Below are 25361 nucleotides of genomic sequence, written 5' to 3'. Positions count from 1 at the left end.
CATCGCCACCGCTCTCGTGCAGCACCTGCTCGGTGTCACCCGCTCAGGCCCGCCGGTCGCCGAGCTGTTGGCTGTCGACGCTCTGTTCGCGAGCCCCGTACCGGGACTACTCCGGTCGGGACGAGATCGCGCCGCTGCTCGACGTCATGCCGGGGGTGTTCGGCGATCTCGCCCTTCAGCGCGAGGTCCTTGCAGCCGACGAGACCGTGACAATCCTGCACGCGGCAGTGGGCGGCCACCCCTGCGACGTGCTGCTCGACGAGCGCTACGACATGCGTGGCGATGTCACGCACCTGATGCTGGCGATCAGGCCGCTTCCCGCCACCAAGGAGGCGATCCGCCGGATGGCAGTCCTCCTGGATCCGAGGGGCGATCCTCGGCCGGCCGGACCCGGATCGCCCGGGTGAGTCCTTGCGGCAGGAGGGACGGCCTCGCGATCACGGCCGATGTTCCGTTTGGTACACGCGTAGTGTACCGTCTGGAACATGTGCACGATGGATCGACCCGCCCGTACGACACCCGAGGTCTTGTGGTCACTGATGTCCGACCTCGAGCGCTGGGCCGAGCTGTTGCCGACAGTGGACGCGATCGAGCGGCTGGACGACGCGGACGCGTCCATCGGCGTCGGCAGCCGGTTCCGGGTGAAGCAGCCGGGACTGATGCCCGCGAGGTTCGAGGTCACCGAGTGGCACCCCGGCTCAGGGTTCACGTGGGAGGCCCCCGGCCCCGGGGTCCGCACCCGCGCGACCCACACCTTGACCCGGCAGGACGGACTGACGCTACTGCGGCTGGGGATCGAGTGGACCGGGCCACTGGCGGGGCTGATCCGGATCCTGTTGCGAGGCAAGACGCGACGGTTCCTCGCCCTCGAGGCCGACACCTTCGTGCGGCTCGCCGAGGCCGGGGCCGGCCGGTCATGAGAGCGCCGGCGGACACCCTCCCCGTTTCCTGGGAGGTGCGGGATGACCGGCTGCGGACCGTCGAGGGTGACACGCGGGTCGAGCGCGTCTTCACCGGTGGGCGCTGGCTGGAGGGGCCGGTCTACACGCCCGTTTGGCGGAGCCTGGTGTTCAGTGACATCCCCGAGGACCGGATCCTGCGGTGGGACGAGCTCACCGGCACCACAGCTGTCCATCGAGACATCGTGGGACACGCCAACGGTCGGACCATGGATCGGCAGGGCCGCATCGTCACCTGCGAGCAGGGCCGGCGCCGGGTCGTCCGCACCGAGCACGACGGCAGCACGACGGTGCTTGCTTCCGAGTGGCAGGGCCGGCGGCTCAACAGCCCCAACGACGTCGTCGAGTCCAGCGACGGGTCCATCTGGTTCACCGATCCCAGCTACGGCATCGACAGCGACTACGAGGGCCAGGTCACGGCGCCGGAGATCGACGGGTGCCACGTCTACCGGATCACCCCCGACGGCGCGGTGCACCGGGTGCTCGACGACTTCGAACGACCCAACGGCCTCGCCTTCTCCGCGGACGAGCGCCGCCTCTACGTCGTCGACACCCGCCGCAGGCACGTCCGACAGCTCGACGTCGACCTGGGCGCCCCGGTCGAGCGCCCACTGGTCGACAGGGGCGTGCTGGTGGAGTGCGACGCTGGTTCCTTCGACGGACTCAGGCTCGACGCGCACGGTCACCTGTGGATCGCCGCGCACGACGGGCTCCACGTCGTTGACCCCGACGGGGGCGTCCTCGGCAAGCTGCTGCTGCCGGAGGTCTGCTCCAACCTCACCTTCGGGGGGCTGCGCGGGAACCTGCTGTTCGTCACCGCGACCACGTCGGTCTACGCGCTCATGCTCAACGTCACGGGTGTGCGACGCCCCGGGGACCGGGCTCTCCAGCGGCACCACTGACCCGCGCCATCCACCACTCGACCGGACTCGAAGGAGCTCCCGTGCCTGTCACCCTTCACCGATCGGACGACGTCACCGTGCTGGACCTCGGTGACGACCAGAACCGCATGAGTCCGGACTGGCTGTACCTCGTCGGTGAGGCCCTCGACGAGGTGGTCGCCTCCGCGCCGGGCGCACTGGTCACCACTGCCAGTGGCAGGTTCTTCAGCAACGGGCTCGACCTGGAGTGGCTCGGCGGTCATCTCGACGAGTACGACGCCTACCTGGGCCGGGTGCAGCGACTCATGGCGCGTTTCCTCACGCTTCCCGTCCCCACCCTGGCAGCCCTCCCTGGGCACGCCTTCGGGATGGGCGCGGTCCTCGCACTCACCCACGACACCCGGACCATGCGGACCGACCGGGGCTACTTCTGCTTCCCCGAGATCGACCTCGGCCTGCAGTTCACCCCCTTTCATGATGGCGGTCATCCGAGCCACGCTGCCACCGGTGACCGCCTTGGAGGCCAGCACGACCGGCCGCCGCTACGGCGGCCCCGATGCCCTGGCGGCAGGGATCGTCCAGGACCTGGCCGAGCCCGGTGAGCTCCGGGAGCGGTCCTGCGCACGGCTACGGCCGCTGGCGACCAAGGACGCCTCCACGCTCGGCGCCATCAAGGAAGCGATCCACGGTGACCTGCTGGCGCTCGTGCCGACGACCGCGGGCACCCGCCCTTGACTTCAACAAAGGTGAAGGGAGCAGTGTCACTCACATGCCGACACCTGACGTCGCACGCGACACCCCTACCGTCGAGCTGCCCGACGACGGCTCCTTGGCCCCGGACCGCGCGACGGGCGTCGCCCTCAATGACGCGGTCATCGAGTTCACCCGGCGTGCGGAGACACTGCGAACGGCGCGCCATGAGCGCCGGTTCCGAGCCTGAGCTGCGGACGGCGGCAATGGGACAGCCGAACATCACCAGCCATGCGCCAGCCGCGACCCTGACGGTGGGTGAGGTGGCGGCGAGCAGCGGGGTGGCTCCATCGGCCGTGCGCTTCTACGAGCGCTACGGTGTCATCCACGCCGCGCGTGACCGCGGCAATCACCGGCGCTTCGACGAGCACGCCGCCTGTCGCATCGCGGTGGCCAAAGTGGCCCAGCAGGTCGGCCTCACCGTGCGGGAGATCGCGGAGCTCTTCGAGCTCCTGCCGCCCGCCCCAAGCCCTGTGGACTGGGAGATCGTGGGTGGCCGTCTCGTGGCCGAGGCAGAGCGGCGCGTCGCCGACCTCAGGCAGCGGCTGGGGGAGCTGGGCTCGGGAGACAAGCTCTGCGACCTGAGAGGGGAGGAACGATGAGCGTCCCCCCGCTCGGAGAACCGCCCGGCCCAGGAGCGATCGGCGAGGTGGTCGACGTCGCCGCCTCCGCCAGGACCAGGCCGGTGAGCACCACAGGCCGGGGCCGACCGGCCGAAGCCGACTCCGACGGCCCGGCGCTGTCCTCGGACCTCGCGCTCGCCGCCGGCCGAGCGGCCGCGGTCGCCCTGTCCGAGGACCTGCACAGCCACGACGTCACCACGCTCTGGACCGTGCCGGAGGAGCTGGCATGCACCGCAGTGGTGGTGTCCAAGGCGACGGGCGTCATCGCGGGGTTGCCGTTGCTGCAGCACGTCCTGGGCCAGGTCGACCGAAGCGTGGCCGTGGAGCTGCTGTGCCGTGACGGGGACCACGTCCGACCGGGACAGGTGGTGGCGCGACTGAGCGGGTCCGCGCGCTCGATCATCTCGGCCGAGCGCACGGCGGTGAACTTCCTGCAGCGGATGAGCGGGATCGCAACGCTGGCTGCCCGCTTCGTGGATGCGGTCCGTGAGTTCGATGTCGTGATCCGCGACACGCGGAAGACCGCACCCGGACTGAGGATGCTGGACAAGTACGCCGTCACCTGCGGCGGCGCCGTCAACCATCGCCGGTCGCTGGCGGCGATGGTGCTGATCAAGGAGAACCACATCGCAGCAGCGGGGGGAGTCGCCCGGGCCATCTCCGCAGCCCGGGCGGGGATGGAGCGCTCCGGCGAGCAGCTGGAGCTCGAGGTCGAGGTCACCCAACATGACGAAGCGATGGAAGCGATGAGCTGCTCCATCGACTGGTTGCTGCTGGACAACCTGACTCCGACCGAGGTGGCGACAGTGGTCAGGATGCGCGACAGCTTGCTGCCACCGGCGCGCCGACCGCGCCTGGAGGCGTCCGGGAACGTCTCCCTCGACACCGTCGTCGACACCGCCCGGACGGGCGTCGACGCGATAGCGATCGGGTCACTGACCCACTCAGCACCCGCTCTCGACCTCAGCCTCCTGCTTCGTACCCGGCGAACCTAACCCGCACCGCGATCATGTGCCCATCAGGCCCGCGAGCCCGGCCACGTAGCCAGCGGGCGTCAGGTCCTCGAAGACCAGCCGCTGCACCATGAAGCCGGGGATGAGTCCGATCAACGCGTGAGCCACCCGCACCGGAGAGGCATCGGCTGGGAGGTGTCCGGCCGCGATCGCCTGCTCGGCGTACGTGGCCCACACGGCGCGCCCGCGCTCACCCTCCCGCGCGTAGATCGCCCTGATCTCGGGGTTCCGAGCGGCCTCCGCCCATGCCTGCAGCGCTACCCGATGCACGTCGACCCCCCGCTCCTCACCCAGGGCGACGACTCGCTCGAGGGCGGCTGCCAGCACCTGGTGCGGAGGGGGGACATCGTCGGCGGAGCTGTCCGTCACCACCGACAGGCCCTCACCGACCACCAGCTCGGCGATCGCCCGGATGAGCTCGTCCTTGCTCCTGAAGTAGAGGTACACCGCACCGGCCGAGAGGCCGGACTCGGAGATCACGGCCGCCATCGTCGTCTTGTGGAAGCCATCACGCGCCACACAGCGCAGCATCGCGTCGACGATCTGCTCGCGCCGGGCGGCCCGGTGCTCCGCGCTGACCTTCGGCACGACCGCCAGCCTACAACAAAAACGAACGTCCGTTCTTGACAAGGTCGTGGATGTACCGCATGGTTCACTCAGAACCTGCATACGCACGAGGAGGAAGCTCCATGTCCAGCCTTGATCCCCGTCTCGACGTCTGGGGGATCGTCCGCGTCGCCCTCGGCGTGGTCGCCCTGCTGACGGTCCTGCTCACCGCGTTCGCCTGGCCGACGAGTGAGCTGGAACCTCGTTCTCTCCCCCTCGCGGTCGCGGCGCCCTCGGCGAAGGCCGCGTCGGCGGTCGAGAGCCAGCTCGAGGCTGCCCTGGGTGAGGCCGGTGTCGACGTCATCGAGGTCGACGATCGTGACGCTGCCGTGAGGGCGATCGAGGATCGCGAGGTGTACGGAGCATTCGTGGTCGGGCCCGGCGCGGAGGACGCCGAGCTCCTGATCGCCAGCGCTGCCAGCCCGATGGTCGCTCAGCGGCTCGACCAGGCCGCGCAGCGCGCAGCCGCGGCCTCCGAGTCGTCGGCCCCCTGGTCACCGACGTGGCTCCGGCCGCCGCCGGCGACCCTCGGGGCTCGATCTTCGCAGCGGGTGCGTTGCCGCTGGCCCTGGGTGGGCTCCTGGTCGGCGCGTTGTCGTCGACCTTGCTGGGCCGTGCCCGCGACCGGTTGACCACCGCCCTCCTCGCCGCCGCCGGGGCGGGGCTTGCGCTCACCGGCGTGCTCCAGGGCTGGATGGAGGCACTGAGTGGGAGCTACTGGGCTAACGCCTCGGTGGTCGCGTTGGGCGTCCTGGCCGGTGCGCTGCCCGTCATCGGACTGCACCGGCTGCTCGGTCGTCCGGGGATCGGGGTCGTCGCCCTGCTCGTCATGCTGGTCGGCAACCCGCTCTCCGGCGTCGCGTCCGCGCCCGAGCTGCTTCCCGTCGGCTGGCTCGGCCAGCTGCTCCCGCCCGGAGCCACCGGCACCGCGCTGCGTGGCACCGCCTTCTTCGACGGCGCAGGGGCGGGCGAGGCGTTGCTCGTGCTCTTGTGCTGGGCGGCGGTCGGGCTCGTCCTGGCACTGGTGCCACGCAAGGGATCCACCGTCTCCCGGGGCGGACGGCTGACCCGCGAGAACGGGAACCCTGTCGCGGAGCCGCTCTCGAGACCCGCGTAGGAGGGGGTGCCTCGATGCCGGGCTCAGCCCGAGACGTCGTCCAGGGCGCCCCACGTGCGCAGCGCTGCGTCGAGTCCGCTCCCGGCCGAGCCTGACCAGGCCACGTAGCCGTCCGGACGGACCAGCGTCGGCGCCGCCGGATCTGCCGGGCTGACCGTGGCCAGTCGATCGTCGCCGGCGTAGCGGCGGGCGAGGGCGGGCGGCGCCACGAGCACGAACCGGCCGCCGCGCAGCGCGGCGTACAACCGCTGCCCGTCCCGGCCCTGCTGGTCGGCTGCGCGGCGTCCGACGAGGGAGTGGGCTCCGGCGCCACCGGGGTAGGAGATGCCGATGCCGCTCAGTCGCATCCGCAGGCGATCGCCGACGGGAGGCAGCGCCAGAGCGGTCCGGGCCACGACGTTGCGGATCGCCCGTGCGACGGGCGCACGCAGCATGGCCGCTCGGATGAGACCGCCGCTGGTGCGCAGCACCATGGCGCCGACGGGGAGTCGCTCTGCCTCGTAGGTGTCGAGCAGCTCGGCGCCGGCCCGGCGCTGGATCACGGCGGCCAGCTTCCAGCCGAGGTTGGCGGCGTCCTGGAGGCCGGTGTTCATGCCCATGCCCCCCGCTGGGGAGTGGACGTGGGCAGCGTCGCCGGCGAGGAAGACGCGTCCGACCCGGTACCGGCGTACCTGACGTTCGTCGCTGTGGAACCGCGACATCCACCGCGGGTCGTGCATCCCGAAGTCCGTGCCGAGGACCCGCCGAGCGAGGTCGCTGATCTCGTCGAGGCTGACGGGAGCGTCGTCGGGCAGCTCGCGCCGTGGGTCGCGGGCGATGATGCGGTACCAGCCGTCTCCGTAGGGAACCACGAAGCAGAAACCGTGCTGGTTGCCCTCGACCGTCAGCAGCTCCGACGGTGGCTCGGCCAGCCGGACGTCGGCGAGCATCAGCGACCTGATCACCGACTCGCCAGGGAAGTCCAGGCCGAGCTGCTGTCGCACCGTCGAGTGGTGTCCGTCGGTGCCGACCAGGTAGGGCGAGGTCAGCGTCCGGGTCGAGCCGTCCGCGGCGACGTACGTCGTCCGGACGGGAGCGTCGGTGGCCTGGCCCTGCGCCACCTCGGTCACGCGGGCACCGCGCTCGACGTGCGCCCCGGCCGCGACGGCTCGATCCCAGAGCAGCCGTTCGACGTGGTACTGGGCGGTGACGAGCAGGAACGGGAAGCGGCTGGGCAGCGAGCTCAACCGCACCGAGACCGACCCGAACAGGCGGAGGCCGTCGACGGTGTTGCCGGTGGCCACCAGGTCGTCGGCGAGGCCACGGGCGTCGAGCTGCTCCAACGTGCGGGCATGCACCGCGAAGGCGCGCGTCAGGTTCGACTCCTCCTGCCGCTTCTCGAGCAGGTGGACCGAGACGCCCGCCTCGGCGAGGTCGCCTGCGAGCAAGAGGCCCGTCGGCCCGGCGCCCACGACGACGACGTCGGGGCTTCGGTGGTCATGGTCGTTCCTCATGGTGTCTCCCGACTGCGTATGAACCAAACGGTACATAGCCTAGCGGAAGGCGGCCCCGAGCCGCAGCAGGAGAACACGCTTCCCGCCCGCTCGATCTCGACGACGCGTGGGAACGCGGGGCAGGTCCGCGCCGGTACTACTCGCCGTCGAAGATCCAGTGGTTGAAGTTCCGGATGACCTCGTCAGCGGCGTCGCGGTCGCCCGTGAGGGCGAGGTCGAAGAGCGCGCCCCGGGCGATCGCCATCGACGTTCGCGCCAGCAGCGCCGCTCGCTCCGCTGGCTCGCCCAGTGCCTCGAAGAACAGGGCCAGGCGGCGTACGCCGTCGCTGATCAGCTCCCGGAGCTGGGCGGCCCACTCGTGGCCCACCATGGCATGCGCGGAGAGCTCGAACAGCAGCGGACCGAACACCGCCGCATCGTCCGCGAGGTGCTCCCAGGTGGCCCACGCCACCTCGCGTGGGTCGGCATCCTCGCCGGCGCGCAGGAATGTCCCCATGTCCTCGAGCTGCTGCCTCGCCATCGCGTCGATGACCGCGGTGAGCACGCCCTCCCGCGACCCGAAGTGGTAGATCAGCATCCGGTGGCTGGTCCCCACCCCCGCGGCAAGACTGCGCAAGCTCGTGTCCCCGACCCCGTGCTCGGCGAAGTAGGTCGTCACCTTCGCGAGGAGGGCCTCGCGTGGACTGTGGGCGTTCACGAGGGCGGATGGTACGGCGGTGGGACGGCTGCCTCGCCCGATGGGCCGTTCGACACTGAATCCATGTACCGTACGGTACGGCAACCTGGTGAGTATCCGACCTGTTCACCGCAGGCGGGCGGCTCGTCACCCGCACGTGAGCCGCCGACGTTCCACCGGTCCGTCGTCACGTCAGCTTGCGTCGCGCCAGCCGCGCGGCTGGTCGTGGCATGTGGCTCTCGTGCTCCGCCAGGAACTCGAGGAGGTGTGGGCGGAGCCGCTCCCCAGCGTGTGCGAGGAAGATCCCGACCGGCTTGTGGACCAGCGGGTCTGCGTCGGCACGCAGCGCGGCGGCGACCTCGAACCCGGCGAGGACGTCGGCGTCGGTGCCGTGCCTCACGAACCACAGCGGGGCCGTCATGGCCGTGCGGCGGCGTAGGGGGTCGGGTGACGCGGCAAGGTCGTGCAACAGGTCGTAGGGGCCTCCTGCCACGCACGACCCGATGACCCACGGCGCTGCCCGGTCGACCATGTCCCACGTGTCGATGGAGTCGTGATGGCGCAGGTAGGCGTCGCGGAGCGCGACGTCGCCCGGGCGAGCGCGAGCCTGGAAGTCGAGGATGCAGAACGCGGCCATCCGGGCGGCGTACGGCGGTTGCACCATGAGCTTGTCGACTTCGTCGAGGGGCAGGTCGCGGGCCCTCCTCGCGGTGTCGAAGAGGTCACGCATCCGACGAGGGCCGTCGGCAAGCAGCCCGAGCTCCTCCAAGGCCGTCATGACCCCCGCGGCGGTCCAGTCGTTCATGTCGGGGCAGACTCGGGCGCTCCTGTCTCCTCATCGGGTAGTCCACCGCTGTCGTGTTCGCCGACTACGACCGCTCCCCGGAGGTCGGGTTCCCGGTGGCACTCGAGCAGTGCTATCGGTCGCCCGCTGGGTCTCGTCGAGCGCGTCGGACATCGCGACGCACATGCGGTTCGCGCCACCGGCGGGGAGGCGCCCCGACCAGCTCGTCAGTGGTCCTTGAGTCGGTCGGCCGCCGACGTCGCCGATGGTCGGGTCGTACGGCGGTGGAGCGTGCGAGCGGTCACGCTGGCGAGCCCGGAGGCGACCAGCACGAGGAGCAGCAGCGACGCGGCCGGCCATAGGAGGAACGCGTCGAGCGTGGTGGCGCTGTTGTCCTGCAGCCGGGGCAGGACGAGGAAGAAGTACGCGCCGAGCAGGGGGAAGACCGTCGACGGGAGCAGGCGGAGCACGTAGCGCCAGGTCGGCCAGTGTCGGCGGCGAGCCGACCACCGGCCGGAGCGCAGCACCAGGCGGATCGCCAGGACGAGGACGAGCAGGGTGAGCAGTCCGAGCGCAGCGTCGATCAGGGTCGCGACAGGCCGGCCAGGATCGGGATCGCCCCCCTCGGTGACCTCGATGATCCCCGAGCTGATCTCGTAGGCGTGCTCCCGTGTCGGGGTGAAGCTGTTGAGCATTACCGCCACGGCGTAGCCGCTGTTCGGGACCAGGTCCGTCTGCGCGTTGAAGCGCGTCAGGGAGCCGGAGTGGGACACCCGCGCGGGTTCGACACCGGCGCTGCTGCGCATCCAGCCCAATCCGGCCTTGTCGGCCCCGGGCTGCGGCGTGTGCGACTCCTCGAGAAGCTCCCGCGGGAGGAGCCGTTGCCCCTGGCCGGTCCGGCCGTCGTCGGTCTGCATGGCGAGCCAGCGCGCCATGTCCTCCGCGGTACTGATCACGCCGCCGGCTCCCGCCGACATCTGGTCCATCTCGCCGGCGGGCAGGGCGAGGCCGTACGCCGTGACGTGGCCCGTGTCGAGCACCGGGTCGTCGCGGCTCGTCACCGAGTAGGTGTCGGTCATGCCGAGCGGGGCGAAGACCTCTCGCTCGAGGTAGGTCGCGAACGGCGTCTCGCTGACGACCTCGACGAGCCGGGCGGCGACGTGGTAGTTCGCGTTGCTGTAGGCGTAGGTCGTTCCGGGATCGGTGTCGAGCGACCAGTCGGCCAGGCGGTCGACGGCCTCGGCGAGGGAGTGGGCGGGCGGCACGATGAGCGGGCCGGGCAGGCCGGAGGTGTGGCTGAGCAGGTGCCGCACCGTGATCTCGCGCGCTCGCTCGTCATCGATCGCGAGGTCCGGCAGGTACGAGACGACGGGGTCGTCCAGACGCACCTCCCCGTCAGCGACGAGCTGCAGGACGGCGAACGCCGTGAACGACTTGCTGACGGAGCCGAGCGCGAACGGTGTGTGCGGGGTGACCGGGTCGCCGTCGCTCTCGCCGTGTCCCGCGGTGTGGACGACGCGTCCGTCCCTGACGACGGCGACCCCCGCTCCGACCAGGCCGTGACGGTCGAGGTAGTCCTCGACGAAGGCGTCGATGGCTGCCGTGTCGAGGGAGGGAGCGCGCTCGCTCGCGCCGGCCGGGCTGCCCGCGCCGGTGCCCAGGACGACGCCCAGCAGCGCCAGTGTGGACGCCAGCCGCAGGCCGAAGCGGTGGTGGAGGTTTCCAGATCGGTTCACGTGGTTCCTTCCTGCGTCGGCGGCTCGGCCGCCGCGCGGTCCAGGCGCCGTACGCCGCCGATGAGCCCCACGCCCACCAGCAGGTGGAAGCCCAGGAGCGCGGCACCGGCCGACGCGCTGGTCGCCAGCAAGGGGCCGGAGCAGGAGACGACCAGGACGGTCGTGGCCACAGCCGTCCAGACCTTCAGGTCGCGCCCCCTCGACGCCCACAGCAGTGCGTACGACGCCGCGGATGCGAGCGCGGTGGTAAGGAGGATCGCGGTGAGCGTGACCTCGCGTCTGCCCGCTCCGGACCTGACCTCGAGGTCGACGCCGAGGAGCTGCCAGAAGACCCACAGGAGGATCGCGAGGACCTCCAAGGCGAGGAACAGGTAGACGTACCGGGCGGTGACGCGTCGGCGGGTCCTGGTCCTCGGACGCGAGGACGTCTCGACGCGGTCGTGATGCGTGCTGGTCATGCGGTTCATGCGGGTCATGCGGGATCCATCCCCCTTCTTCGGTCGGTCGGTAGTGGCGGACGGGGCTCACACGGGCTCCTCGAGGTCGCGCAGCAGAGGGCCGAGCAGCAGGCCGGCCGGAGCGCGCGCGACGAGCCCGTTGCGGAGACGGGCGCAGAGGTGCGACGACGTGAACAGCGCGCGGGCGAGCATGCGTGACTGCCGCTGGGCTCGCTCGACACGCGACCGGCGCCATCGTTCGTAGAGGCGGAGCGCGTTGGGCACCTGGGCGGCGTCGCACCGGGAGAGCTCGTCCGCCAGCGCCGCCGCCGACTCCAGTGCCATCGAAGCACCCATTCCGGCGGTGGGCAGGAATGCGGTGGCCGCGTCCCCCAGCAGCGCCACCCGGTCGCCGATCCAGCGGTCGGAGCGCACGTCGGTCATCGGCCAGAGTGTGAGCTCGGCGGAGGGGGGCGGGCAGCAGGCGGTCGGGGGACAGTCCGGCTCGGCTGACGGCACGACGCAACCAGCCCCGGGCCTGGGGGGCCTCGCACGTCCGACGAGGGACCGCCGACGATGAGGCAGGCGCGTCCGCGGCAGGGGGTAAGCCCCGATGAACGTGCCGGCTCCCCAGAACTCCACGGTCTCGCCCAGGGCAGCGGGGTGGTCGGCAGAGTCGATCCACCATGTCGCGCAGCTCCATCCGGTGTCGTGGCGGGCTTGCGGCCCGAGGAGGCCGGTTCGCACCGCGGAGCCGACGCCGTCGGCGCCGACGAGCAGGTCGCCCTCGAGGGTGGTGCCGTCGTCGAGGAGGGCCACAGCTCCAGCGCGGTGTTCCTCCAGGGCGACGACCCGACCGTCTCGGCGCTCGACGTCGGCGCGTGCCGCGCCGAGCAGCTCGACGAGGTCGGCGCGGGGGACGATGCCCCAGTGTCCGTGACGCTCGATGGCAGGCGGCGGTCCCGCGGTGGTGAGGAGGGCTCCCGATCCTGACCGCGCCGTGTAGCGCCGGGTCGTGAGGCTGCGCTCGACGAGCTGGTCGTGAACGCCGACCGAGTGCAGCACCCGGGTCCCGTGCGGCCACAACGCGAGCGCGTAGCCCCTTCCCGCCGTCGTCACCGGGGTCGACGACGGTGACGCGGTGGCCGTGCGGACGGAGGAGCGCCGCCAGGGTCAGGCCGGCGATGCCGCCTCCGGCGATCACGACCCTCATGTCCGCACCTCGACACGGGTGCCGGCGAGCAACGCGTCCGGGGCGTCGCCCACAAGCGTCATCCACCAGGACGACACGGCGTCGTGCGCGGGCTGTCCTCCGAGCAGCGCTCCTGTCACCAGGCCGCGCATCGGGCCGCGCGCCGGGTCGTCGTTCGGCATCGATCCTCCCCTCTACACCTGTCGAGTGCGCTACTCTACACCCGTAGAGGAAAGAGGTGGAGATGGCAAGCGAGAGACGGGCCCTGATCGCGGACGCCGCGATCAGGACGCTGGCGAGGTCGGGCGGGCGTGGGCTGACGCACCGGGCTGTGGACAAGGAGGCGGGCCTGCCGCTCGGCTCGACCTCCTACTACCTCCGCACCCGGGCGGAGCTGCTGCGAGCCGCCGTCGACCGGCTCGCCGAGCTGGACGAGGCGGCCCTGGCGCCGGCTGCCGACGGCACGCTCGCCGCGGACCTCGCGCGCGTGGCCGAGCAGCTGCTCACGACGGACCGCGAACGACTCCTCGCCCGCTACGAGCTGGCGCTGGAGTCCGTACGCCGTCCCGAGCTCCGCGAGTTCCTGGCGGTCGGGACCCGACGGGTCCGAGCCGGTATCGAGCAGCGGTTGACCGAGGGCGGGGTCGCGGCCCCGCGCGAGGTGGCCGACGCACTACTGGCCCTGGTCGACGGGTTGCTCTTCGCCGAGCTCACCGCGGTGGAGGGGCAACAACGCGACCGTGCGCAGCTCGAGCGGCTCCTCTCGGGCCTCGCCGGGACGCACTGAGCTCGCGTGCCGGAGCGGACCGGCGTCAACCCTGGCGGTGGAACTGTTGCAGCAGGCTCCGGAACCCCGCGGGGTTCCATCGGCGTTCACCGCTCGTCGAGCAGCCGCCGGAGCGCCGCGGCGAAGTCCTCCGGGTCACCGTGCTGGCCGAACTCCCCGCCCAGGAAGCCGCCGTGGCCGCCGGGGAAGATCGCGAGCTCGGTGCCCAGTCGCTCAGCGACGCCCGCGGCGGCGCGGGCCATCATCTCTCCTTCGGACTCCACTCCTGCGGCGATCCGGATCCGCGTCGACGCGCGTGCGAGCGCGGCGAAGTCGGGTTCGTACTGAGCCGTGGTCAGGATGCTCTGCCCCAGCATCGGGTCGTCCCGCCTGCCGTCGTCGCGGGTCGGGAGCCCGAAGTCGGCCGGGTCGGGTGCCGGCAGGGCCGCGAAGTCGGCCGGTAGCGGACCGCGCCGGCCGATCAGCGTCAGGAACTTCGCCATCGCCGGACCCGTCCCGCGGCGCTGGTAGGTCTCGTGCACGTCGGCGAGGGCCGTGAGCTGCTGGTCCCGGTCGGGCAGCACGGCGGCGACCGGCGGCTCGTGCGCGACGAGTGTGTGCACCTGGTCGGGATGCGCGGCGACCAGGGCGAGCCCGGTCACCGCCCCGCCACTGCTGCCGAGGACGTCCACGGGGCCCATGCCGAGCGCGGTGATCAGGGCGTGCAGGTCCGCTGCGTGGTCGACCGGGGTCGACGGGCCCTCACCGGCGGGGCGCGTGCTCCTTCCGGTGCCGCGCGGGTCGTAGGTCACCACGACCCGGTCGCGGAAGTGAGCCGCGAGGCTGGCGAAGCCGGTGGCGTCCATCGGGAAGCCGGCCATCACGAGGGCGCGGTGCCGCCCGCGGCCGGCCGCATCATCGCGGACGTCGTAGGCGATCGTGCCGCCCGGCACGTCCAGCGTCCGGGTCTGTGGTTCGGTCATTCGTCCACTCCTCGCGTCCGGTGAGCCGTCGCCCTCAGGACTACCTGTCAGAGCCGCAGGAAGGGAACCATGAGGTGCGGGTTCGCCAACGTCGTCCCGGTTCGCCGGGCGCTCGCGAGCAGGTCGCGCCGGGTGGCGGCGGCCTGGTCGGGGCACTCCTCGTACGTGTAGGCCACCTTCGGGTTCGCGACCTGCACCGCATGAACGAACACGTCGCCGGTGACGACGGCCCGCCGCCCGGCCGAGACGATCGTGACCGACTGGTGCCCCGGCGTGTGTCCCGGCGTCGGGACCAGCTCGACGAGACCCTCGGCCGTCGCGTGCAGCACGGACGGACCGTCGACGACGTCGAGCAGGCCGTGGTCGAGGAGCGGCTGCACGGTGCGCTGCCAGCCTCGCTGGTCGTCCGCGGACCGGAGGCTCTCCACCTCGCGGCGCTGCACGACGTGCCGCGCGCCGGGGGAAGGAGAGGCTTCCGGACGGGTCCGACACCCAGCCGACGTGGTCGGAGTGGAGGTGGGTGAACACGACGGTGTCGACGGCTGACGGGTCGATGCCGGCCTGCTCCATGCTGGTCGGCAGGATCCCGGGCGTCGGTGCCCACGACGCGGCAAGGCTGTCCCGCCCGCCGACCCCCAGATCGACCATCGTCACCCCCCGGTCGGGACGAAGGACGGCGAAGCCGCGGAACGCCAGTCGCCACGTCCCGTCCGTCCCCGTTGCCTCGGGGTCGATGCTCCTCGCCGCGTCCCAGTCGCCTGAGCCTGCGCCGGGAAACGCCGCCTCGGCCGTCAGCGGGAACACACCCACCGCGTCGAGCAGGCCCACCAGCTCGACCGCACCCACGCGGAGGCGGGTGCTCGCGTCGTGGGTCACCGTCGGCATCCTGCCAGCCACGCGAGCCTGCACGAACCAGCCTGATCGAGGACGTCGCCACCGACGGCCCGTCGCGCATGCTCTGCTTGACTTCCACCGTCAGGTCCCGGCAGCTCAGCTGCCGCCGCTTCCAGGAGGGAACCATGGGGTCGGTCGTCGAGTCGGCGAAGCCGGGAGGTCAGTCGCGTCGCGACGAGCGCACGGTTCTCGTGATCCAGCCCGACGAGCACTGCCCTGCCGACCTCTTCGGCGACTGGTTCGAGGAGACGGGGCTGGGTCTGCGGGTGGTCCGCCCGTTCGCGGGCGACCCGGTGCCGACCGAGCTCGCCGAGGGCGCGCTGATGGTGCTCGGCGGCCCGATGAGCGCGAACGACGACGAGGAGCACCCCTGGCTCGCCGACGTCCGTGACCTGCTGAAGGTGGCGGTCGGGGCCGGAGCGCCGACGTTGGGGATCTGCCTGGGCGGGCAGCTGCTGGCCAGGGCGCTCGGCGGCCGGGTGACCAAGGGCGCGTTCGGCCCCGAGATCGGGGTGGTGGAGCTCGAGCTGCACGCGCACTCGGTCGACGACTCCCTCTTCAGCGGGCTCGCCGACGCCGCCCCGGCCGCGACCTACCACGGAGACGCCGTCGTCGAGCTGCCGTCCGGAGCCGTGCTGCTGGCCGGCTCGACGACCTACCCGCACCAGGCGTTCCGGGTCGGACCACGGGCGTGGGGCGTCCAGTTCCACCCCGAGGTCTCTGCCGACCGGTTCGATGCATGGGCGACCGCGGCGCCGGCGGGCACGCTCGAGGCCGAGCTGGTCGGCCCGGGCGCAGCGGAGGTACGGCGGCGCGAGGGCGAGGTCGTCGCCACCGGCCGGGCACTGGCCCGGCGTTTCGCAGCGCTGTTCCGCCCCTGACATACGCCGCCGAGCCGCAGCCACGCCAGGCGCACCCGACCACGCGCCGAACCAGAGGCCGACGTCTGTCCATTGCTTCGTATACGAAACCTGGTATACGGTGCGCGAAGCTGTGAACTAGGTCACGGTCCGGGCCGGGGCCATCACGTCGACCAAGGGAAGTGACATGACAGCTGCAGCAGAACGGTCCACCCACGAGTTCCGGAAGACCCTCGGACTCAAAGACGTCATCGCGCAGAGCCTGTCGGTCATCGCCCCGGCGATGTCGGGCGCGTTCCTGACGTACCTGGCCTCCACCCAAGCCGGCGGGGCCACCCCGTTGGCCTTCGTCCTCGGCGCGCTGGGCATGCTGTGCATCGGTGCCGTCGTCGCGCTCTTCGCCCGCAACCTCTCCTCGGCCGGCTCGATGTACACCTACCTGAGCCGCGGGGCCGGACGTCCCACCGGGTTCGTCGGCGGGTGGTCCTACGTCTGCGCCTACCTGCTCTTCGGGGCGGGCGTGCTCAGCGGCTTCGGCTTCTTCGCGGCACAGTTCGTCGAGCTGGTCTTCGGAGAGCTGGTCGGGTGGTACTGGTTCACCCTGCTCGGCCTGGTCGCCATCGCCGCACTGAACTTCTTCAACATCACCGTGTCGACGCGCAACCAGCTGGTGTTCCTGGTGCTGAGCATGACCGTCATGGTGGTGATCGCAGTGATCGTCATCGCCCAGGGCTCGCCCGAGGTCAGCGTCGTCGACGGGGAGACGCCGGTCGACTCCGCGGGCAGGAGCTTCGACGCTGCCGCCTTCTGGGCGCCGTCAGCGGGGGTCTCCTGGGTCGGCGTCTTCTTCGGGATGAGCTTCGCGATGCTGTCCTTCACCGGCTCCGAGTCGGGTGCGGCCCTCTCCGAGGAGACCCACGACTCCCGGCGCAACATCCCCCGCGCTGTGATCGGGTCGATCGCGATCGGCGGCCTGTTCTACCTGGTCATCAGCTATGCGACAGCCATCGGCTTCGGGGTGGAGCAGGCGGCGACCGACTGGCCCGCCTCGGCGACCGGGCTGGCCGCCGTCGCGCCCGACAAGACCACGGCCGCACTCGTGGTGGCGGCTGCCGCCGGCGCGAGCCTGTTCTGCGCACTCGGGCTGCACACGGCCTCGTCCCGTGTCCTGTTCGCGATGGGCCGCGAGCACGTGTTCCCGCGGTTCTTCGGACGCTTGCACCCGCGCTGGAACACTCCGTGGAACGCGATGGGCTTCGTGCACGCGATCTGGGTGCTGCTGATCGTGGGTTCGGTCGTGCTGGTGTCCCGGGACGCCCAGATCGCCCTGGCGGGCGGCATCGACAACAACGTGACCGGCGGCGTCTTCGCGTTCTCGCTGCTGCTGAACTTCGGGACGCCCGTGGTGATGTTCGTGTACCTGCTTCTGGGGGTCGCGGGCATCGCCCACGGCGTGCGGAACGCTCGCCGCAACTTCGTCGTCGCCGGCATCGCCGCTTCGGTGTTCGCCGCGGTCGCGATCTTCGGCGGTCTCTACTACTCGTTCGAGCCGGCCGCACCCGGAGCCGAGATCCTCCTGGCCGTCCGGCTGATCCCGTGGGTGGGCATCGGGATCGTCCTCACCGGCTGCGCCCTCGCTGCCTGGACGCGTCGCAAGCGCGCCGCGGCCTGGGCGGACATGGGACGGGTCTTCGACGAGGTCTGAGGAAGTCGCCGTCGCCCTGGGGCGTGGATCGGATCGTGCGACCCCGATCCACGCCCCTTCCGGCCGCAGGCCGGGCGGGCGGTCAGTCGCGGTCGCGCACGAGCGCCTGCACCTCGATCTCGACCATCATCCCGGGCACCGTAAGGCCGGCCTGCACGGCGGTGGCCACGGGACGTACGTCGGCGAACACCTCGCCGTGCGCGCGCACGTAGTGGGAGGCCTCGGTGATCTCGGCGAGGTAGCTGCGGGTGAGCACCACGTCGGCCAGGTGGGAGCCGCACTCCTCCAGCAGGTCGGAGATCCGGGCCAGGACGTAGCGGGTCTGCGCGTAGGTGTCGCCCGGGGCGTGCAGGCGTCCCGACGGCTCGACCGCGGTGGTGCCGGCGACGAAGACGTGGTCGCCGACCCTCCGTAGCCGGGCATAGCCGCCGAGCTCCTCGAACCTGCCTCCGCCGGCCAGGGTGATGTCAACCACGGTCAGTCCTCCTCGATGGGGTCGGCTGATGAGTTCGAATACGATGTGCAGTACACGACAGAGTTGGAGTGTCCCGGGTGACTGCGACGATGAAGCCGATCGGCCGGACTGTCACGAGCCTTGCCGACGTGGCGTACCAGCGAATCTCCGAGGCACTGCTCTCCGGCACGCTGGAGCCCGGCTCCCGGCTGGTGATGGACCAGCTGGCCGAGCAGCTCGACATCAGCCGCACGCCCGTCCGCGACCGCGCTGGCGCGGCTGGAGCGGGAGGGCATGATCGAGCCGACCGGCCGCCGCGGGTTCGTGGTGCGCATGCTCACCCCCGAGGACACCCTGCACCTCTACGAGGCGCGCGAGGCCGTCGAGGGCTTCGCAGCCCGGCGGGTCGCCGAGCTGGGGCCGGAGGCGATCGAGAAGGTGCGCAACACGATCCGCTCGACGGCCGGGATCGACATGTCGGACGCCCACGCGGTCTACGAGGCCAACATGACGATCCACCGGGCCGTGGTCGAGGCGTCGGGCAACCCGGCGCTGCTCGACATGTTCGACATGACCTGGCAGCGGGCCCGCGGGCTGGTCGCCTTCGCCGACTACCTGGCGCGGGACCGGTCCGGAGACACCATCGAGTGCGCCCACCTGCCGCTGGTCGAGGCCTTCGAGGCGGGCTCGGACGCGGCGTTCGCCGCGATGCGGGACCACATCCGCAAGGGTCGCGACACCCACCTGTCGTAGTCCCCGCACTCCCGGCTCCGTCCGTCGCACGCCCCGCCCGGGCAGATCTGCCGGGCCGGGCCATCCTTGCATCTCCGCGTGTTTCCGCATACCGTATACGAAACGCGAACATTGGCTACCCCTGGAGGCGTGCATGTGCGGGATATCCGGACGGGTCCGGTATGACGGGGGCCCCGTCGGGGCGGACATCGTGGAGCTGGCGGCCGCGATGCGGCACCGCGGCCCAGACTCGACCGGCTTCGCCGTGTACGGCGCCCCCGCGCGAGCGCGGCTACGTCGTCCGCGGCTACCTCGCCGACCGCGACGCGCTCGACGGCACGCTGCAGCAGGTGACCGACCTGGTCCGCGCCCAGGGCAGCGACCTCACCGGGGAGCCGAGCTGGGACGAGTCGGGCCAGCCGCACGTCCTGTTCCGGATGGAGGTCGACGAGCTGCCCGGCCTGAAGGGTTGGGTCGACGGTGTCGAGGCGCTCCCCGGGACGGAGATCCTCTCGGTCGGGCGGTCCTTGGAGATCATCAAGGACGTCGGCGACGCCCGCGAGGTGGACGCCAAGCACGGCGTCAGCCGGCTGCAGGGCACCCACGCGCTGTCGAACATGCGCCTGGCCACCGAGTCGCTGGTCTCGCCGATCGCCAGCCACCCGTTCTGGGCACGGCCGTTCCCCGACGTGTGCATCGTGCACAACGGGCAGCTGACCAACTACTTCACCTGGCGGCGGCACCTCGAGCGCGAGGGCTACCGCTTCATGAGCGAGAACGACTCCGAGCTGATCGCCGTGTGGAACTCGGTGCAGATGGAGGCGGGAGCCAGCCTGGGGGAGTCGCTCTCGGCGAGCCAGGAGCAGCTCGACGGGGTGTTCACCTACCTGCTCGGCACCCTCGACGGCATCGGCATGGCCAAGGACCGCTGGGCGATCAAGCCGCTGGCCGTCGTCGACGAGCCCGACGGCATCGCGATCGCGACCGAGGAGCAGGCGCTGCGCAGCCTCTACCGCGACGAGGTCTCGATCATCAACTACGACGGCCCGCTGATGACCGAGATCTGGCGCCGGGACGCGCAGCGCGAGGGGGCGGCGGCATGAGCGCCCTCCTCCAGGGCTCCTCCGCCGAGGCGCAGGTCGTCACCGTCGAGGCCGCGGACCGGCCGCTCCGCGAGGTCAACCGCGAGATCCGGGAGGCGGTCGCCGCCGGGCACCGGGTGGAGGTCGTCGAGCCGTTGTCGCGGCACAACCTCGCGGTCGGGCTGACCGGCGAGGGCCACGTGACCTTCCGCGGCAGCGTCGGATACTACTGCGGCGGCCTGAGCGCCGGCGGTGCCATCGAGGTCGACGGCAACTCCGGCTGGGGCACCGGCGAGGGCCTCTCCGCCGGTCACATCACCGTCAACGGCAACGCCGGGATGAGCGTCGGCGCGGCGATGCGCGGCGGCACCATCCACGTCCGCGGCAACGCCGGTCCGCGGTGCGGTGTCGCGCAGAAGGCCGGCGACATCGTCGTCGAGGGCGACATCGGCTACTCCACCGGGTTCATGAGCCACGGGGGACGGATCGTCTGCCTCGGCAACTCCCGGGGGTCGGTCGGCGACTCCCTGTGGGAGGGCGTCGTGTGGGTCGGCGGCGAGATCGAGCGGCTGGGGATCGACGCGGTGGTCGTCACACCCGAGGCCGAGGAGGTCGCCGAGGTCGACGAGCTGCTGGCCTCCGTCGGCGTGGACGGCTCCGGCCTGGACTGGAAGAAGGTCGTCGCCGGACAGAAGCTCTGGTACTTCGAGGCAAGGGATGCAAAGCAATGGCTGATGATCTGAACACCCCGGCGACGGCGGCCGGCCCCGGCGTGGCGCCGGAGGCGGACGCCCGCCTCGAGGACCTGGTCGCGTTCGGCGACGGCGCGGACCCGGCGCGACCGGCGGGTGTGCCGGGCTCCTACGCCCGGGGCGACTCCCCGCGGTGGAGCCCGGAAGCCATCGCCGACATCCAGGCCAAGGCCCAGATGGGCCGCTACCAGCTGCGTGGGTTCTCGACCTTCAACAAGCACCTCCCGTCCTTCGACGAGCTGGTCTTCCAGCCCGCCACGATGACCCGGCTGCCGCTGGAGGGCTATCGGGAGAAGTGCGACACCCAGACCGTGCTGGGCGACGGGCTGGGCAAGGTCGAGGAGCCGATCGTCCTCGACATGCCGATCTACATCGCCGCGATGAGCTTCGGCGCGCTCTCGGCCAACGCGAAGGCCGCCCTCGGCCGCGGTGCCCGCAAGGCCGGCACCATGACCTGCACGGGCGAGGGCGGGATGCTGGAGGAGGAGCGCGAGGAGAACAGGACACTGGTCTACCAGCTCTCGCCGGCCCGCTACATGATCGACCTCGACCACATCCGCAAGGCCGACGCGGTCGAGCTGGTGGTCGGCCAGGGCGCCAAGCCGGGCACCGGCGGGCTGCTGCTCGGCATGAAGATCTCCGAGCGGGTGGCCCGGATGCGGTCGCTGCCCGAGGGCGTCGACCAGCGCTCCACCTCGCGGCACCCGGACTTCCTGGGCGCCGACGACATGACGATCAAGATCGAGGAGCTGCGCGAGGCCACGGACCACCGGGTGCCGGTGTTCGTGAAGATGGGTGCCACCCGTCCGTACTACGACACCGCGGTGGCCGCCAAGACCGGTGCGGACGTGATCGTCCTCGACGGCATGGAGGGCGGCACCGGTGCCTCGCCCGAGCTCCTGCTCGACAACACCGGCGTGCCGACCATGGCGGCGATCCCGGCGGCCCGCCGGGCCCTGGACGACACCGGCATGACGGGCAAGGTCAAGCTCGTCGCGGCCGGCGGCATCCGGTCGGGGGCCGACGTCGCGAAGGCGCTCGCCCTCGGAGCGGACTGCGTCATGATCGGCTCGGCGGCGATGATCGCGCTGGGCTGCAACTCGCCGCGCTACGTCGAGGACTACCAGAAGCTGGGCACCGAGCCCGGCGCCTGCCACCACTGCCACACGGGGCTGTGCCCGGTGGGCGTGACCACCCAGGACCCGTTGCTCTCCGAGAGGGTCGACGTGGAGGCCGCCTCGGAGCGGGTCCACCGGTTCCTCACCGCGTTGACGATGGAGGCCTCGCTGCTGGCCAAGGCCTGCGGCAAGTCCAGCGTGCACAACCTCGAGCCGGAGGACCTGCGTGCCCTCACCCTCGAGGCCAGCGCCTTCACCGGCGTGCCGCTGATCGGGGCCGACAGGCCGTTCAGCTGGTGACTCCGTGGTCGGGGCCGGCCGCCACGAGGCCGGCCCCGATCCCGGTCACCACCGCCTCGACCCGGCTGCCCACCTCCAGCTTGCCGAGCACGTTCTCCACGTGCGTGGCAACGGTGCGCCGGGAGATCGTCAGCCGGGCCGCGATCTCGGGGTTGCTCAAGCCGCGAGCCAGCAGACCGAGCACCTGCACCTCCCGAGGGGTCAGGTGCCACCGCGCCCGGGCGACGGCCTGACCGGCCAGCGCACCGAGCTCCGGACGCAGGTGGAGCAGGAACCGACGGGCATGGGCGGGCACCAGGGGCCGGTCGAGGCTGACGTGCGCCGCGCCCAGCACCGCGCCGTCGGCGCTGACCAGGGCCATGCTGGTGCCGTCGGCGTAGCCGCTCGGGAGCAGCACGTCGCGAGCGGTGTCCCCGTGACGGAACCCGTCGACGTCGTCCCAGAACAGGCAGCGCTCCGGGAGCCTGGCCACGAGCCCGAAGGCGGGGTCGTCGCGGACGAAGTCCCCGAGCAGGAAGCGCAGCACCTCCGCGGGGTAGCCCCAGCTGTGGAGCGGGCGCAGCGTTGCCGGTCGCAGGGTCGGCGTACGCCACCGCCGCGGCCGCGCACGGCAGGACCGAGCGGAGCAGCCCCTCGAGCTGCTCCGCCCGGTGGACCAGGAGGTCCTGGTCAGGTGACGGCCACGCGGCCATGGTCCTCAGCATGGATCATCGCGCCACCTCCGGCCAGCGGCCGGCCCACGGCCGTGCTGCCTCGAGCGCCGCGGCCACCTGCAGCACCCGCCGGTCCTGGTGCAGGCCGCCGGCGACCTGGAGGCCGACCGGTCGCGCGTCTGCGGTGAAGCCCGCGGGGACCGAGATCGCAGGGGGTGGTCATCATGTTGAACGGGTAGGTCAACAGCCAGCCGAGCAGCTGTCGCTGGAGGGACTCGCCCTCGAGCCACTCGGGGGGCGAACCGGTCCAGCGGGAACGTCGCGCTCGCCAAGGTCGGGGAGATCAGGACGTCGTGGTCCCGCATGAACCGGGTGAACGTGTCCCACATCGCGCCGCGGAACGCGTCTGCCCGGCCGACGTCCACGCCGGAGAGCTGCTCGGCCTCCCGCATGATCGCGACGAGCCGGTCATCGACCTGCCCGGTCCACTCGTCCCAGTCGATCAGGTCGTGCTCGGAGGCGAACCCGGGGACCCAGACCCCGTGCCACATCGCCTGCTCCGGATCGCCCCAGTCAGGGGTTGCCTCCTCGACCACGGCGCCGAGGGCGGCCAGCGCGTCGACCGCCTCCCGGCAGACGCGGGCGACCTCGGGATCGACGTGGCCGAGGCCGAGGTCGGGCGACCAGGCCACCCGCAGCCCCGAGACGTCGACCTCGTCGAGGGCGGCGCGGTAGCCGGCGGCGTCGTGCGGGAGGGAGAGCGGGTCGCGGGCGTCCGGACCGGAGATGACGTCCATCATCAGCGCCGCGTCCCCCACGGTCCGGGTGATCGGGCCGTGGTAGGCCCACTCATAGTAGCGACCGGCCAGGATCGTCTGCGGGACGCGTCCGGTCGACGGCTTGAAGCCCACCACGCCGCACATCGCTGCCGGGATCCGCACCGATCCGGCGCCGTCACTGCCCTCGGCCAGCGGGCCGAGGCCCGCGGCGACGGCCGCGGCGGCGCCGCCGGACGAGCCGCCGGCCGTGTGGCCCGTCTTCCATGGGTTGTGCGTCGGGCCGAAGAGGTGGTTGTCGGTGCCGCCGTAGTACCCGCTCTCCGGGGTGTTGGTCTTGCCGAGGAACAGCCCGCCGGCGTCGCGGAGGCGCTCGACCACCACCGCGTCGTGGTCGGCGACGTTGTCCTTGAGCGGCACCATGCCGAAGGTGAGCGGGAGGTCCTTCACGGCGGTGAGGTCCTTGATGGTGAACGGGACGCCGTGCAGCGGGCCGAGCTCGCGACCGTCGTCGCGGTGACGGTCGAGCGCCGCGGCGTCGCGGCGTACCTGCTCGGCGTCGAAGGCGATCAGTGCGTTGAGCTGCGGGTTGATCCGTTCGACGCGGTCGATCATCGCGTCCGCGATCTCACCGGCGCTGAGGTCGCCGGTGCGGACCGCGTCCGCGAGCTCCTCCCGCGCTGGCGAAGCCGATCTGGTCCTGCTCCATGGTTCCTCCTCGGGTCGGGCGCTGCTTGGGTGGCTGCGAACCTAGGAGCGCCCGGGGGCCGGAACCATCGGTCGGATGACCGATGTTGGCGACGGCTCGGCTCCGCGCCGACGGAGCGCGTTCACTGGGGCCGGTCGGCCAGGCTCACGCTGCCGCGGTCCTTGATCCGGAACCGCTCGTCGGTGGCGTGCCGCTCCAGCGCGACGTCGGCGACGTAGCGGCCGATCGCGGGGCCGTGCTTGAAGAGGTGTCCCGAGTCGCCGGCGACCAGCGTCAGGTGCGGGTGGGCGGGGTGCCGGTCGATGACGAAGTGCGTGTCGGCCGTGTTGGCGATCTGGCCGACCGCCATCTGGGTGATCGGCCGGTCGGCCAGCTCCGGGAACCGGCTGCTGAGGTAGCGGCGGGTGCGCGCGATCGAGGTGGCGTCGACGATCCGGTCGTCGCGCTCGAGGTCGATGCTGAGCTGGCGCCAGACGAGCACGGCCTTGAAGCCGTGGCCGCCGGCCGCCGGGATGCCGTAGGCGTGGTTTCCGTGGTCGATCCAGCACGGGAGGTCGGTGTGGTCGTAGCCGGTCGTCCCGGCCGGCGGCGCCACCATGATCACGTTCTGGCGGACCACGTCGAGCATCCGCCGCAGGGTCCGGGGGAACAGGTCGGACATCCAGGCGCCGGCCGCCAGCACGACCACGTCGGCCGTCAGCCGCTTCCCGTCCAGGGTCGGGTGCTCGTCGCGGTCGGTCGTGACCCGGCCCCGCCGCACCGTGCCGCCCTCACGGCGGAGCTGTTCGATGGCTGCGAGGGTGGCGCGCTTGGCGTAGACGAAGCCGGCCTCGGGCTCCCACAGGCCGTAGGCGAGCCCACGCGCGTCCATCACCGGCAACCTGACCGGCAGCTCGTGGGCGGGTGCGACGAAGTGGGGGATGCCCAGCCGGGACAGGGTCGCGCGGCTAGCGTCCTCCCATGAGGTGTTGCCCTCGCGCGCCAGCATCACCGCGCCGCACTGGACGAAGAGCTCCTGTCCGGTCTGCTCCCCGAGCTCGAGCCAACCGAGCCGCCCCTCCCGGCTGAGCCGCGTGTAGAGCTCGTCGGTCCCGTGGCTGGACCGCAGGATGCGGTGCTCGCCGGCCGACGCCGCCGCTGCGTGGCCGGGCTCCCAGGCGTCCAGGAGGGTGACGTCCAGTCCGTCCCGGCGGAGGGCCAGTGCGGTGGTCGCGCCCGCCACACCCGCCCCGACGACGATCGCGGTCGTGCGGCGAGTCATCGGAGAGCCTGCTGAGGTGTGACCCTTGTCGTCATACCGAATACCGTAT

At 71.7% G+C, this 25361-nt stretch carries 30 protein-coding genes; 16 read left to right on the top strand and 14 right to left on the bottom strand.

What is annotated here, in order from left to right; all coding sequences use genetic code 11:
• Positions 1-146 precede the first annotated feature (146 nt).
• The 7 genes from MF408_RS08870 to nadC all read left to right on the top strand — a co-directional run bounded on the left by MF408_RS08870 (position 147) and on the right by nadC (position 4208).
• A complete protein-coding gene (locus MF408_RS08870; protein ID WP_240251060.1) occupies positions 147-407 on the top strand; it encodes a hypothetical protein in 261 nt (86 codons plus the stop codon).
• A gap of 78 nt (positions 408-485) precedes the next feature.
• The gene (locus MF408_RS08865; RefSeq protein ID WP_345893884.1) at positions 486-920 is read left to right on the top strand and encodes an SRPBCC family protein; all 435 of its coding nucleotides are present in this window, start codon (positions 486-488) and stop codon (positions 918-920) included.
• A complete protein-coding gene (locus MF408_RS08860; protein ID WP_240251058.1) occupies positions 917-1861 on the top strand; it encodes an SMP-30/gluconolactonase/LRE family protein in 945 nt (314 codons plus the stop codon). The genes MF408_RS08865 and MF408_RS08860 overlap by 4 nt, the downstream gene beginning before the upstream one ends.
• Positions 1862-1902: 41 nt before the next feature.
• Positions 1903-2442 carry an enoyl-CoA hydratase-related protein gene (locus tag MF408_RS08855; protein WP_240251057.1) on the top strand — a complete coding sequence of 180 codons (540 nt, stop codon included), beginning with the start codon at positions 1903-1905 and terminating at the stop codon, positions 2440-2442.
• Entirely contained in the window at positions 2348-2575 is a 228-nt protein-coding gene (locus MF408_RS08850; RefSeq protein ID WP_240252222.1) for a hypothetical protein, read from the top strand. Before MF408_RS08855 ends, MF408_RS08850 begins: the two co-directional genes overlap by 95 nt.
• Positions 2576-2757: 182 nt before the next feature.
• Positions 2758-3192, top strand: coding sequence for a MerR family transcriptional regulator (locus tag MF408_RS08845; protein WP_240251056.1), 435 nt, complete (start codon positions 2758-2760; stop codon positions 3190-3192).
• Between the two features lie 47 nt (positions 3193-3239).
• Positions 3240-4208: a carboxylating nicotinate-nucleotide diphosphorylase gene (gene nadC, locus MF408_RS08840; RefSeq protein WP_240251055.1), complete on the top strand. Its 969-nt coding sequence runs from the start codon at positions 3240-3242 to the stop codon at positions 4206-4208.
• A gap of 12 nt (positions 4209-4220) precedes the next feature.
• Here nadC and MF408_RS08835 read toward each other — a convergent pair whose 3' ends face one another.
• Positions 4221-4814: a TetR/AcrR family transcriptional regulator gene (locus tag MF408_RS08835; protein ID WP_240251054.1), complete on the bottom strand. Its 594-nt coding sequence runs from the start codon at positions 4812-4814 to the stop codon at positions 4221-4223.
• A gap of 101 nt (positions 4815-4915) precedes the next feature.
• Between MF408_RS08835 and MF408_RS08830 the strand changes: the two genes are divergently transcribed.
• Together MF408_RS08830 and MF408_RS08825 are read left to right on the top strand one after the other, a co-directional pair.
• On the top strand, positions 4916-5464 hold the full coding sequence (locus MF408_RS08830) for a hypothetical protein (protein ID WP_240251053.1): 549 nt from the start codon (positions 4916-4918) through the stop codon (positions 5462-5464).
• Positions 5461-5949, top strand: a complete 489-nt coding sequence (locus MF408_RS08825) for a hypothetical protein (RefSeq protein WP_240251052.1) — start codon at positions 5461-5463, stop codon at positions 5947-5949. The genes MF408_RS08830 and MF408_RS08825 overlap by 4 nt, the downstream gene beginning before the upstream one ends.
• A gap of 23 nt (positions 5950-5972) precedes the next feature.
• Here the strand turns inward: MF408_RS08825 and MF408_RS08820 are convergent, their stop codons facing one another.
• The 7 genes from MF408_RS08820 to MF408_RS08785 form a co-directional block, all read right to left on the bottom strand.
• The gene (locus MF408_RS08820; protein ID WP_240251050.1) at positions 5973-7442 is read right to left on the bottom strand and encodes an FAD-dependent monooxygenase; all 1470 of its coding nucleotides are present in this window, start codon (positions 7440-7442) and stop codon (positions 5973-5975) included.
• Positions 7443-7578: 136 nt separating this feature from the next.
• The gene (locus MF408_RS08815; protein ID WP_240251049.1) at positions 7579-8139 is read right to left on the bottom strand and encodes a TetR/AcrR family transcriptional regulator; all 561 of its coding nucleotides are present in this window, start codon (positions 8137-8139) and stop codon (positions 7579-7581) included.
• 166 nt (positions 8140-8305) lie between these two features.
• Entirely contained in the window at positions 8306-8923 is a 618-nt protein-coding gene (locus tag MF408_RS08810) for a DNA alkylation repair protein (RefSeq protein ID WP_240251048.1), read from the bottom strand.
• A gap of 206 nt (positions 8924-9129) precedes the next feature.
• Positions 9130-10638: a serine hydrolase domain-containing protein gene (locus tag MF408_RS08805; protein WP_240251047.1), complete on the bottom strand. Its 1509-nt coding sequence runs from the start codon at positions 10636-10638 to the stop codon at positions 9130-9132.
• On the bottom strand, positions 10635-11114 hold the full coding sequence (locus MF408_RS08800; RefSeq protein WP_240251046.1) for a DUF6069 family protein: 480 nt from the start codon (positions 11112-11114) through the stop codon (positions 10635-10637). The genes MF408_RS08805 and MF408_RS08800 overlap by 4 nt, the downstream gene beginning before the upstream one ends.
• 48 nt (positions 11115-11162) lie before the next feature.
• A complete protein-coding gene (locus MF408_RS08795) occupies positions 11163-12140 on the bottom strand; it encodes an NAD(P)/FAD-dependent oxidoreductase (RefSeq protein ID WP_345893931.1) in 978 nt (325 codons plus the stop codon).
• Positions 12141-12284: 144 nt separating this feature from the next.
• Positions 12285-12449, bottom strand: coding sequence for a hypothetical protein (locus MF408_RS08785; RefSeq protein ID WP_240251045.1), 165 nt, complete (start codon positions 12447-12449; stop codon positions 12285-12287).
• A gap of 62 nt (positions 12450-12511) precedes the next feature.
• On the opposite strand from MF408_RS08785, the gene MF408_RS08780 reads away from it, so the two are divergent.
• On the top strand, positions 12512-13054 hold the full coding sequence (locus MF408_RS08780) for a TetR family transcriptional regulator (protein ID WP_240251044.1): 543 nt from the start codon (positions 12512-12514) through the stop codon (positions 13052-13054).
• 86 nt (positions 13055-13140) lie between these two features.
• Here MF408_RS08780 and MF408_RS08775 read toward each other — a convergent pair whose 3' ends face one another.
• Positions 13141-14016 carry an alpha/beta fold hydrolase gene (locus tag MF408_RS08775; RefSeq protein ID WP_240251043.1) on the bottom strand — a complete coding sequence of 292 codons (876 nt, stop codon included), beginning with the start codon at positions 14014-14016 and terminating at the stop codon, positions 13141-13143.
• 47 nt (positions 14017-14063) lie between these two features.
• Positions 14064-14444 carry an MBL fold metallo-hydrolase gene (locus MF408_RS08770; RefSeq protein WP_240251042.1) on the bottom strand — a complete coding sequence of 127 codons (381 nt, stop codon included), beginning with the start codon at positions 14442-14444 and terminating at the stop codon, positions 14064-14066.
• A 591-nt stretch (positions 14445-15035) separates the two neighbouring features.
• Between MF408_RS08770 and MF408_RS08765 the strand changes: the two genes are divergently transcribed.
• Positions 15036-15791, top strand: coding sequence for a type 1 glutamine amidotransferase (locus MF408_RS08765; protein WP_240251041.1), 756 nt, complete (start codon positions 15036-15038; stop codon positions 15789-15791).
• Between the two features lie 166 nt (positions 15792-15957).
• Positions 15958-17475, top strand: a complete 1518-nt coding sequence (locus MF408_RS08760) for an APC family permease (protein WP_240251040.1) — start codon at positions 15958-15960, stop codon at positions 17473-17475.
• 82 nt (positions 17476-17557) lie between these two features.
• On the opposite strand, the gene MF408_RS08755 is transcribed toward MF408_RS08760, so the two are convergent.
• Positions 17558-17950: a Rid family hydrolase gene (locus MF408_RS08755; protein ID WP_240251039.1), complete on the bottom strand. Its 393-nt coding sequence runs from the start codon at positions 17948-17950 to the stop codon at positions 17558-17560.
• Between the two features lie 273 nt (positions 17951-18223).
• Here MF408_RS08755 and MF408_RS08750 point away from each other — a divergent pair, with 273 nt between their 5' ends.
• The 4 genes from MF408_RS08750 (at position 18224) to MF408_RS08735 (ending at position 21913) form a co-directional block, all read left to right on the top strand.
• The gene (locus MF408_RS08750) at positions 18224-18682 is read left to right on the top strand and encodes a GntR family transcriptional regulator (RefSeq protein ID WP_240251038.1); all 459 of its coding nucleotides are present in this window, start codon (positions 18224-18226) and stop codon (positions 18680-18682) included.
• A gap of 161 nt (positions 18683-18843) precedes the next feature.
• Positions 18844-19764, top strand: coding sequence for a hypothetical protein (locus MF408_RS08745; RefSeq protein ID WP_240251037.1), 921 nt, complete (start codon positions 18844-18846; stop codon positions 19762-19764).
• Positions 19761-20486, top strand: a complete 726-nt coding sequence (locus MF408_RS08740; RefSeq protein WP_240251036.1) for a hypothetical protein — start codon at positions 19761-19763, stop codon at positions 20484-20486. Before MF408_RS08745 ends, MF408_RS08740 begins: the two co-directional genes overlap by 4 nt.
• A complete protein-coding gene (locus MF408_RS08735) occupies positions 20471-21913 on the top strand; it encodes an FMN-binding glutamate synthase family protein (RefSeq protein WP_240251035.1) in 1443 nt (480 codons plus the stop codon). The genes MF408_RS08740 and MF408_RS08735 overlap by 16 nt, the downstream gene beginning before the upstream one ends.
• On the opposite strand, the gene MF408_RS08730 is transcribed toward MF408_RS08735, so the two are convergent.
• The 3 genes from MF408_RS08730 to MF408_RS08720 all read right to left on the bottom strand — a co-directional run bounded on the left by MF408_RS08730 (position 21903) and on the right by MF408_RS08720 (position 25312).
• A complete protein-coding gene (locus MF408_RS08730) occupies positions 21903-22439 on the bottom strand; it encodes a LuxR C-terminal-related transcriptional regulator (RefSeq protein WP_240251034.1) in 537 nt (178 codons plus the stop codon). The genes MF408_RS08735 and MF408_RS08730 overlap by 11 nt on opposite strands.
• A 171-nt stretch (positions 22440-22610) precedes the next feature.
• Positions 22611-23969, bottom strand: coding sequence for an amidase family protein (locus tag MF408_RS08725; RefSeq protein WP_275693455.1), 1359 nt, complete (start codon positions 23967-23969; stop codon positions 22611-22613).
• 203 nt (positions 23970-24172) lie between these two features.
• The gene (locus MF408_RS08720) at positions 24173-25312 is read right to left on the bottom strand and encodes an FAD-dependent oxidoreductase (protein WP_240251032.1); all 1140 of its coding nucleotides are present in this window, start codon (positions 25310-25312) and stop codon (positions 24173-24175) included.
• Between the last annotated feature and the right edge of the window lie 49 nt (positions 25313-25361).

The organism is Nocardioides sp. TF02-7 (assembly GCF_022437945.1).
In the GTDB taxonomy this organism is placed as follows: Bacteria; Actinomycetota; Actinomycetes; order Propionibacteriales; family Nocardioidaceae; genus Nocardioides.
This window is presented reverse-complemented; position numbering and strand designations above follow the sequence as displayed.

Coding starts and splice junctions, on each gene's coding strand:
- MF408_RS08845 (WP_240251056.1), top strand. CDS start 2,758: ATGAGCGCCGGTTCCGAGCCTGAGCTGCGGACGGCGGCAATGGGACAG.
- MF408_RS08820 (WP_240251050.1), bottom strand. CDS start 7,442: ATGAGGAACGACCATGACCACCGAAGCCCCGACGTCGTCGTCGTGGGC.
- MF408_RS08735 (WP_240251035.1), top strand. CDS start 20,471: ATGGCTGATGATCTGAACACCCCGGCGACGGCGGCCGGCCCCGGCGTG.
- MF408_RS08765 (WP_240251041.1), top strand. CDS start 15,036: ATGGGGTCGGTCGTCGAGTCGGCGAAGCCGGGAGGTCAGTCGCGTCGC.
- MF408_RS08750 (WP_240251038.1), top strand. CDS start 18,224: ATGATCGAGCCGACCGGCCGCCGCGGGTTCGTGGTGCGCATGCTCACC.
- MF408_RS08720 (WP_240251032.1), bottom strand. CDS start 25,312: ATGACTCGCCGCACGACCGCGATCGTCGTCGGGGCGGGTGTGGCGGGC.
- MF408_RS08745 (WP_240251037.1), top strand. CDS start 18,844: ATGACGGGGGCCCCGTCGGGGCGGACATCGTGGAGCTGGCGGCCGCGA.
- MF408_RS08780 (WP_240251044.1), top strand. CDS start 12,512: ATGGCAAGCGAGAGACGGGCCCTGATCGCGGACGCCGCGATCAGGACG.
- MF408_RS08810 (WP_240251048.1), bottom strand. CDS start 8,923: ATGAACGACTGGACCGCCGCGGGGGTCATGACGGCCTTGGAGGAGCTC.
- MF408_RS08870 (WP_240251060.1), top strand. CDS start 147: ATGCCGGGGGTGTTCGGCGATCTCGCCCTTCAGCGCGAGGTCCTTGCA.
- MF408_RS08830 (WP_240251053.1), top strand. CDS start 4,916: ATGTCCAGCCTTGATCCCCGTCTCGACGTCTGGGGGATCGTCCGCGTC.
- MF408_RS08740 (WP_240251036.1), top strand. CDS start 19,761: ATGAGCGCCCTCCTCCAGGGCTCCTCCGCCGAGGCGCAGGTCGTCACC.
- MF408_RS08775 (WP_240251043.1), bottom strand. CDS start 14,016: ATGACCGAACCACAGACCCGGACGCTGGACGTGCCGGGCGGCACGATC.
- MF408_RS08865 (WP_345893884.1), top strand. CDS start 486: ATGTGCACGATGGATCGACCCGCCCGTACGACACCCGAGGTCTTGTGG.
- MF408_RS08760 (WP_240251040.1), top strand. CDS start 15,958: ATGACAGCTGCAGCAGAACGGTCCACCCACGAGTTCCGGAAGACCCTC.
- MF408_RS08785 (WP_240251045.1), bottom strand. CDS start 12,449: ATGCCGAACGACGACCCGGCGCGCGGCCCGATGCGCGGCCTGGTGACA.
- MF408_RS08800 (WP_240251046.1), bottom strand. CDS start 11,114: ATGACCCGCATGAACCGCATGACCAGCACGCATCACGACCGCGTCGAG.
- MF408_RS08860 (WP_240251058.1), top strand. CDS start 917: ATGAGAGCGCCGGCGGACACCCTCCCCGTTTCCTGGGAGGTGCGGGAT.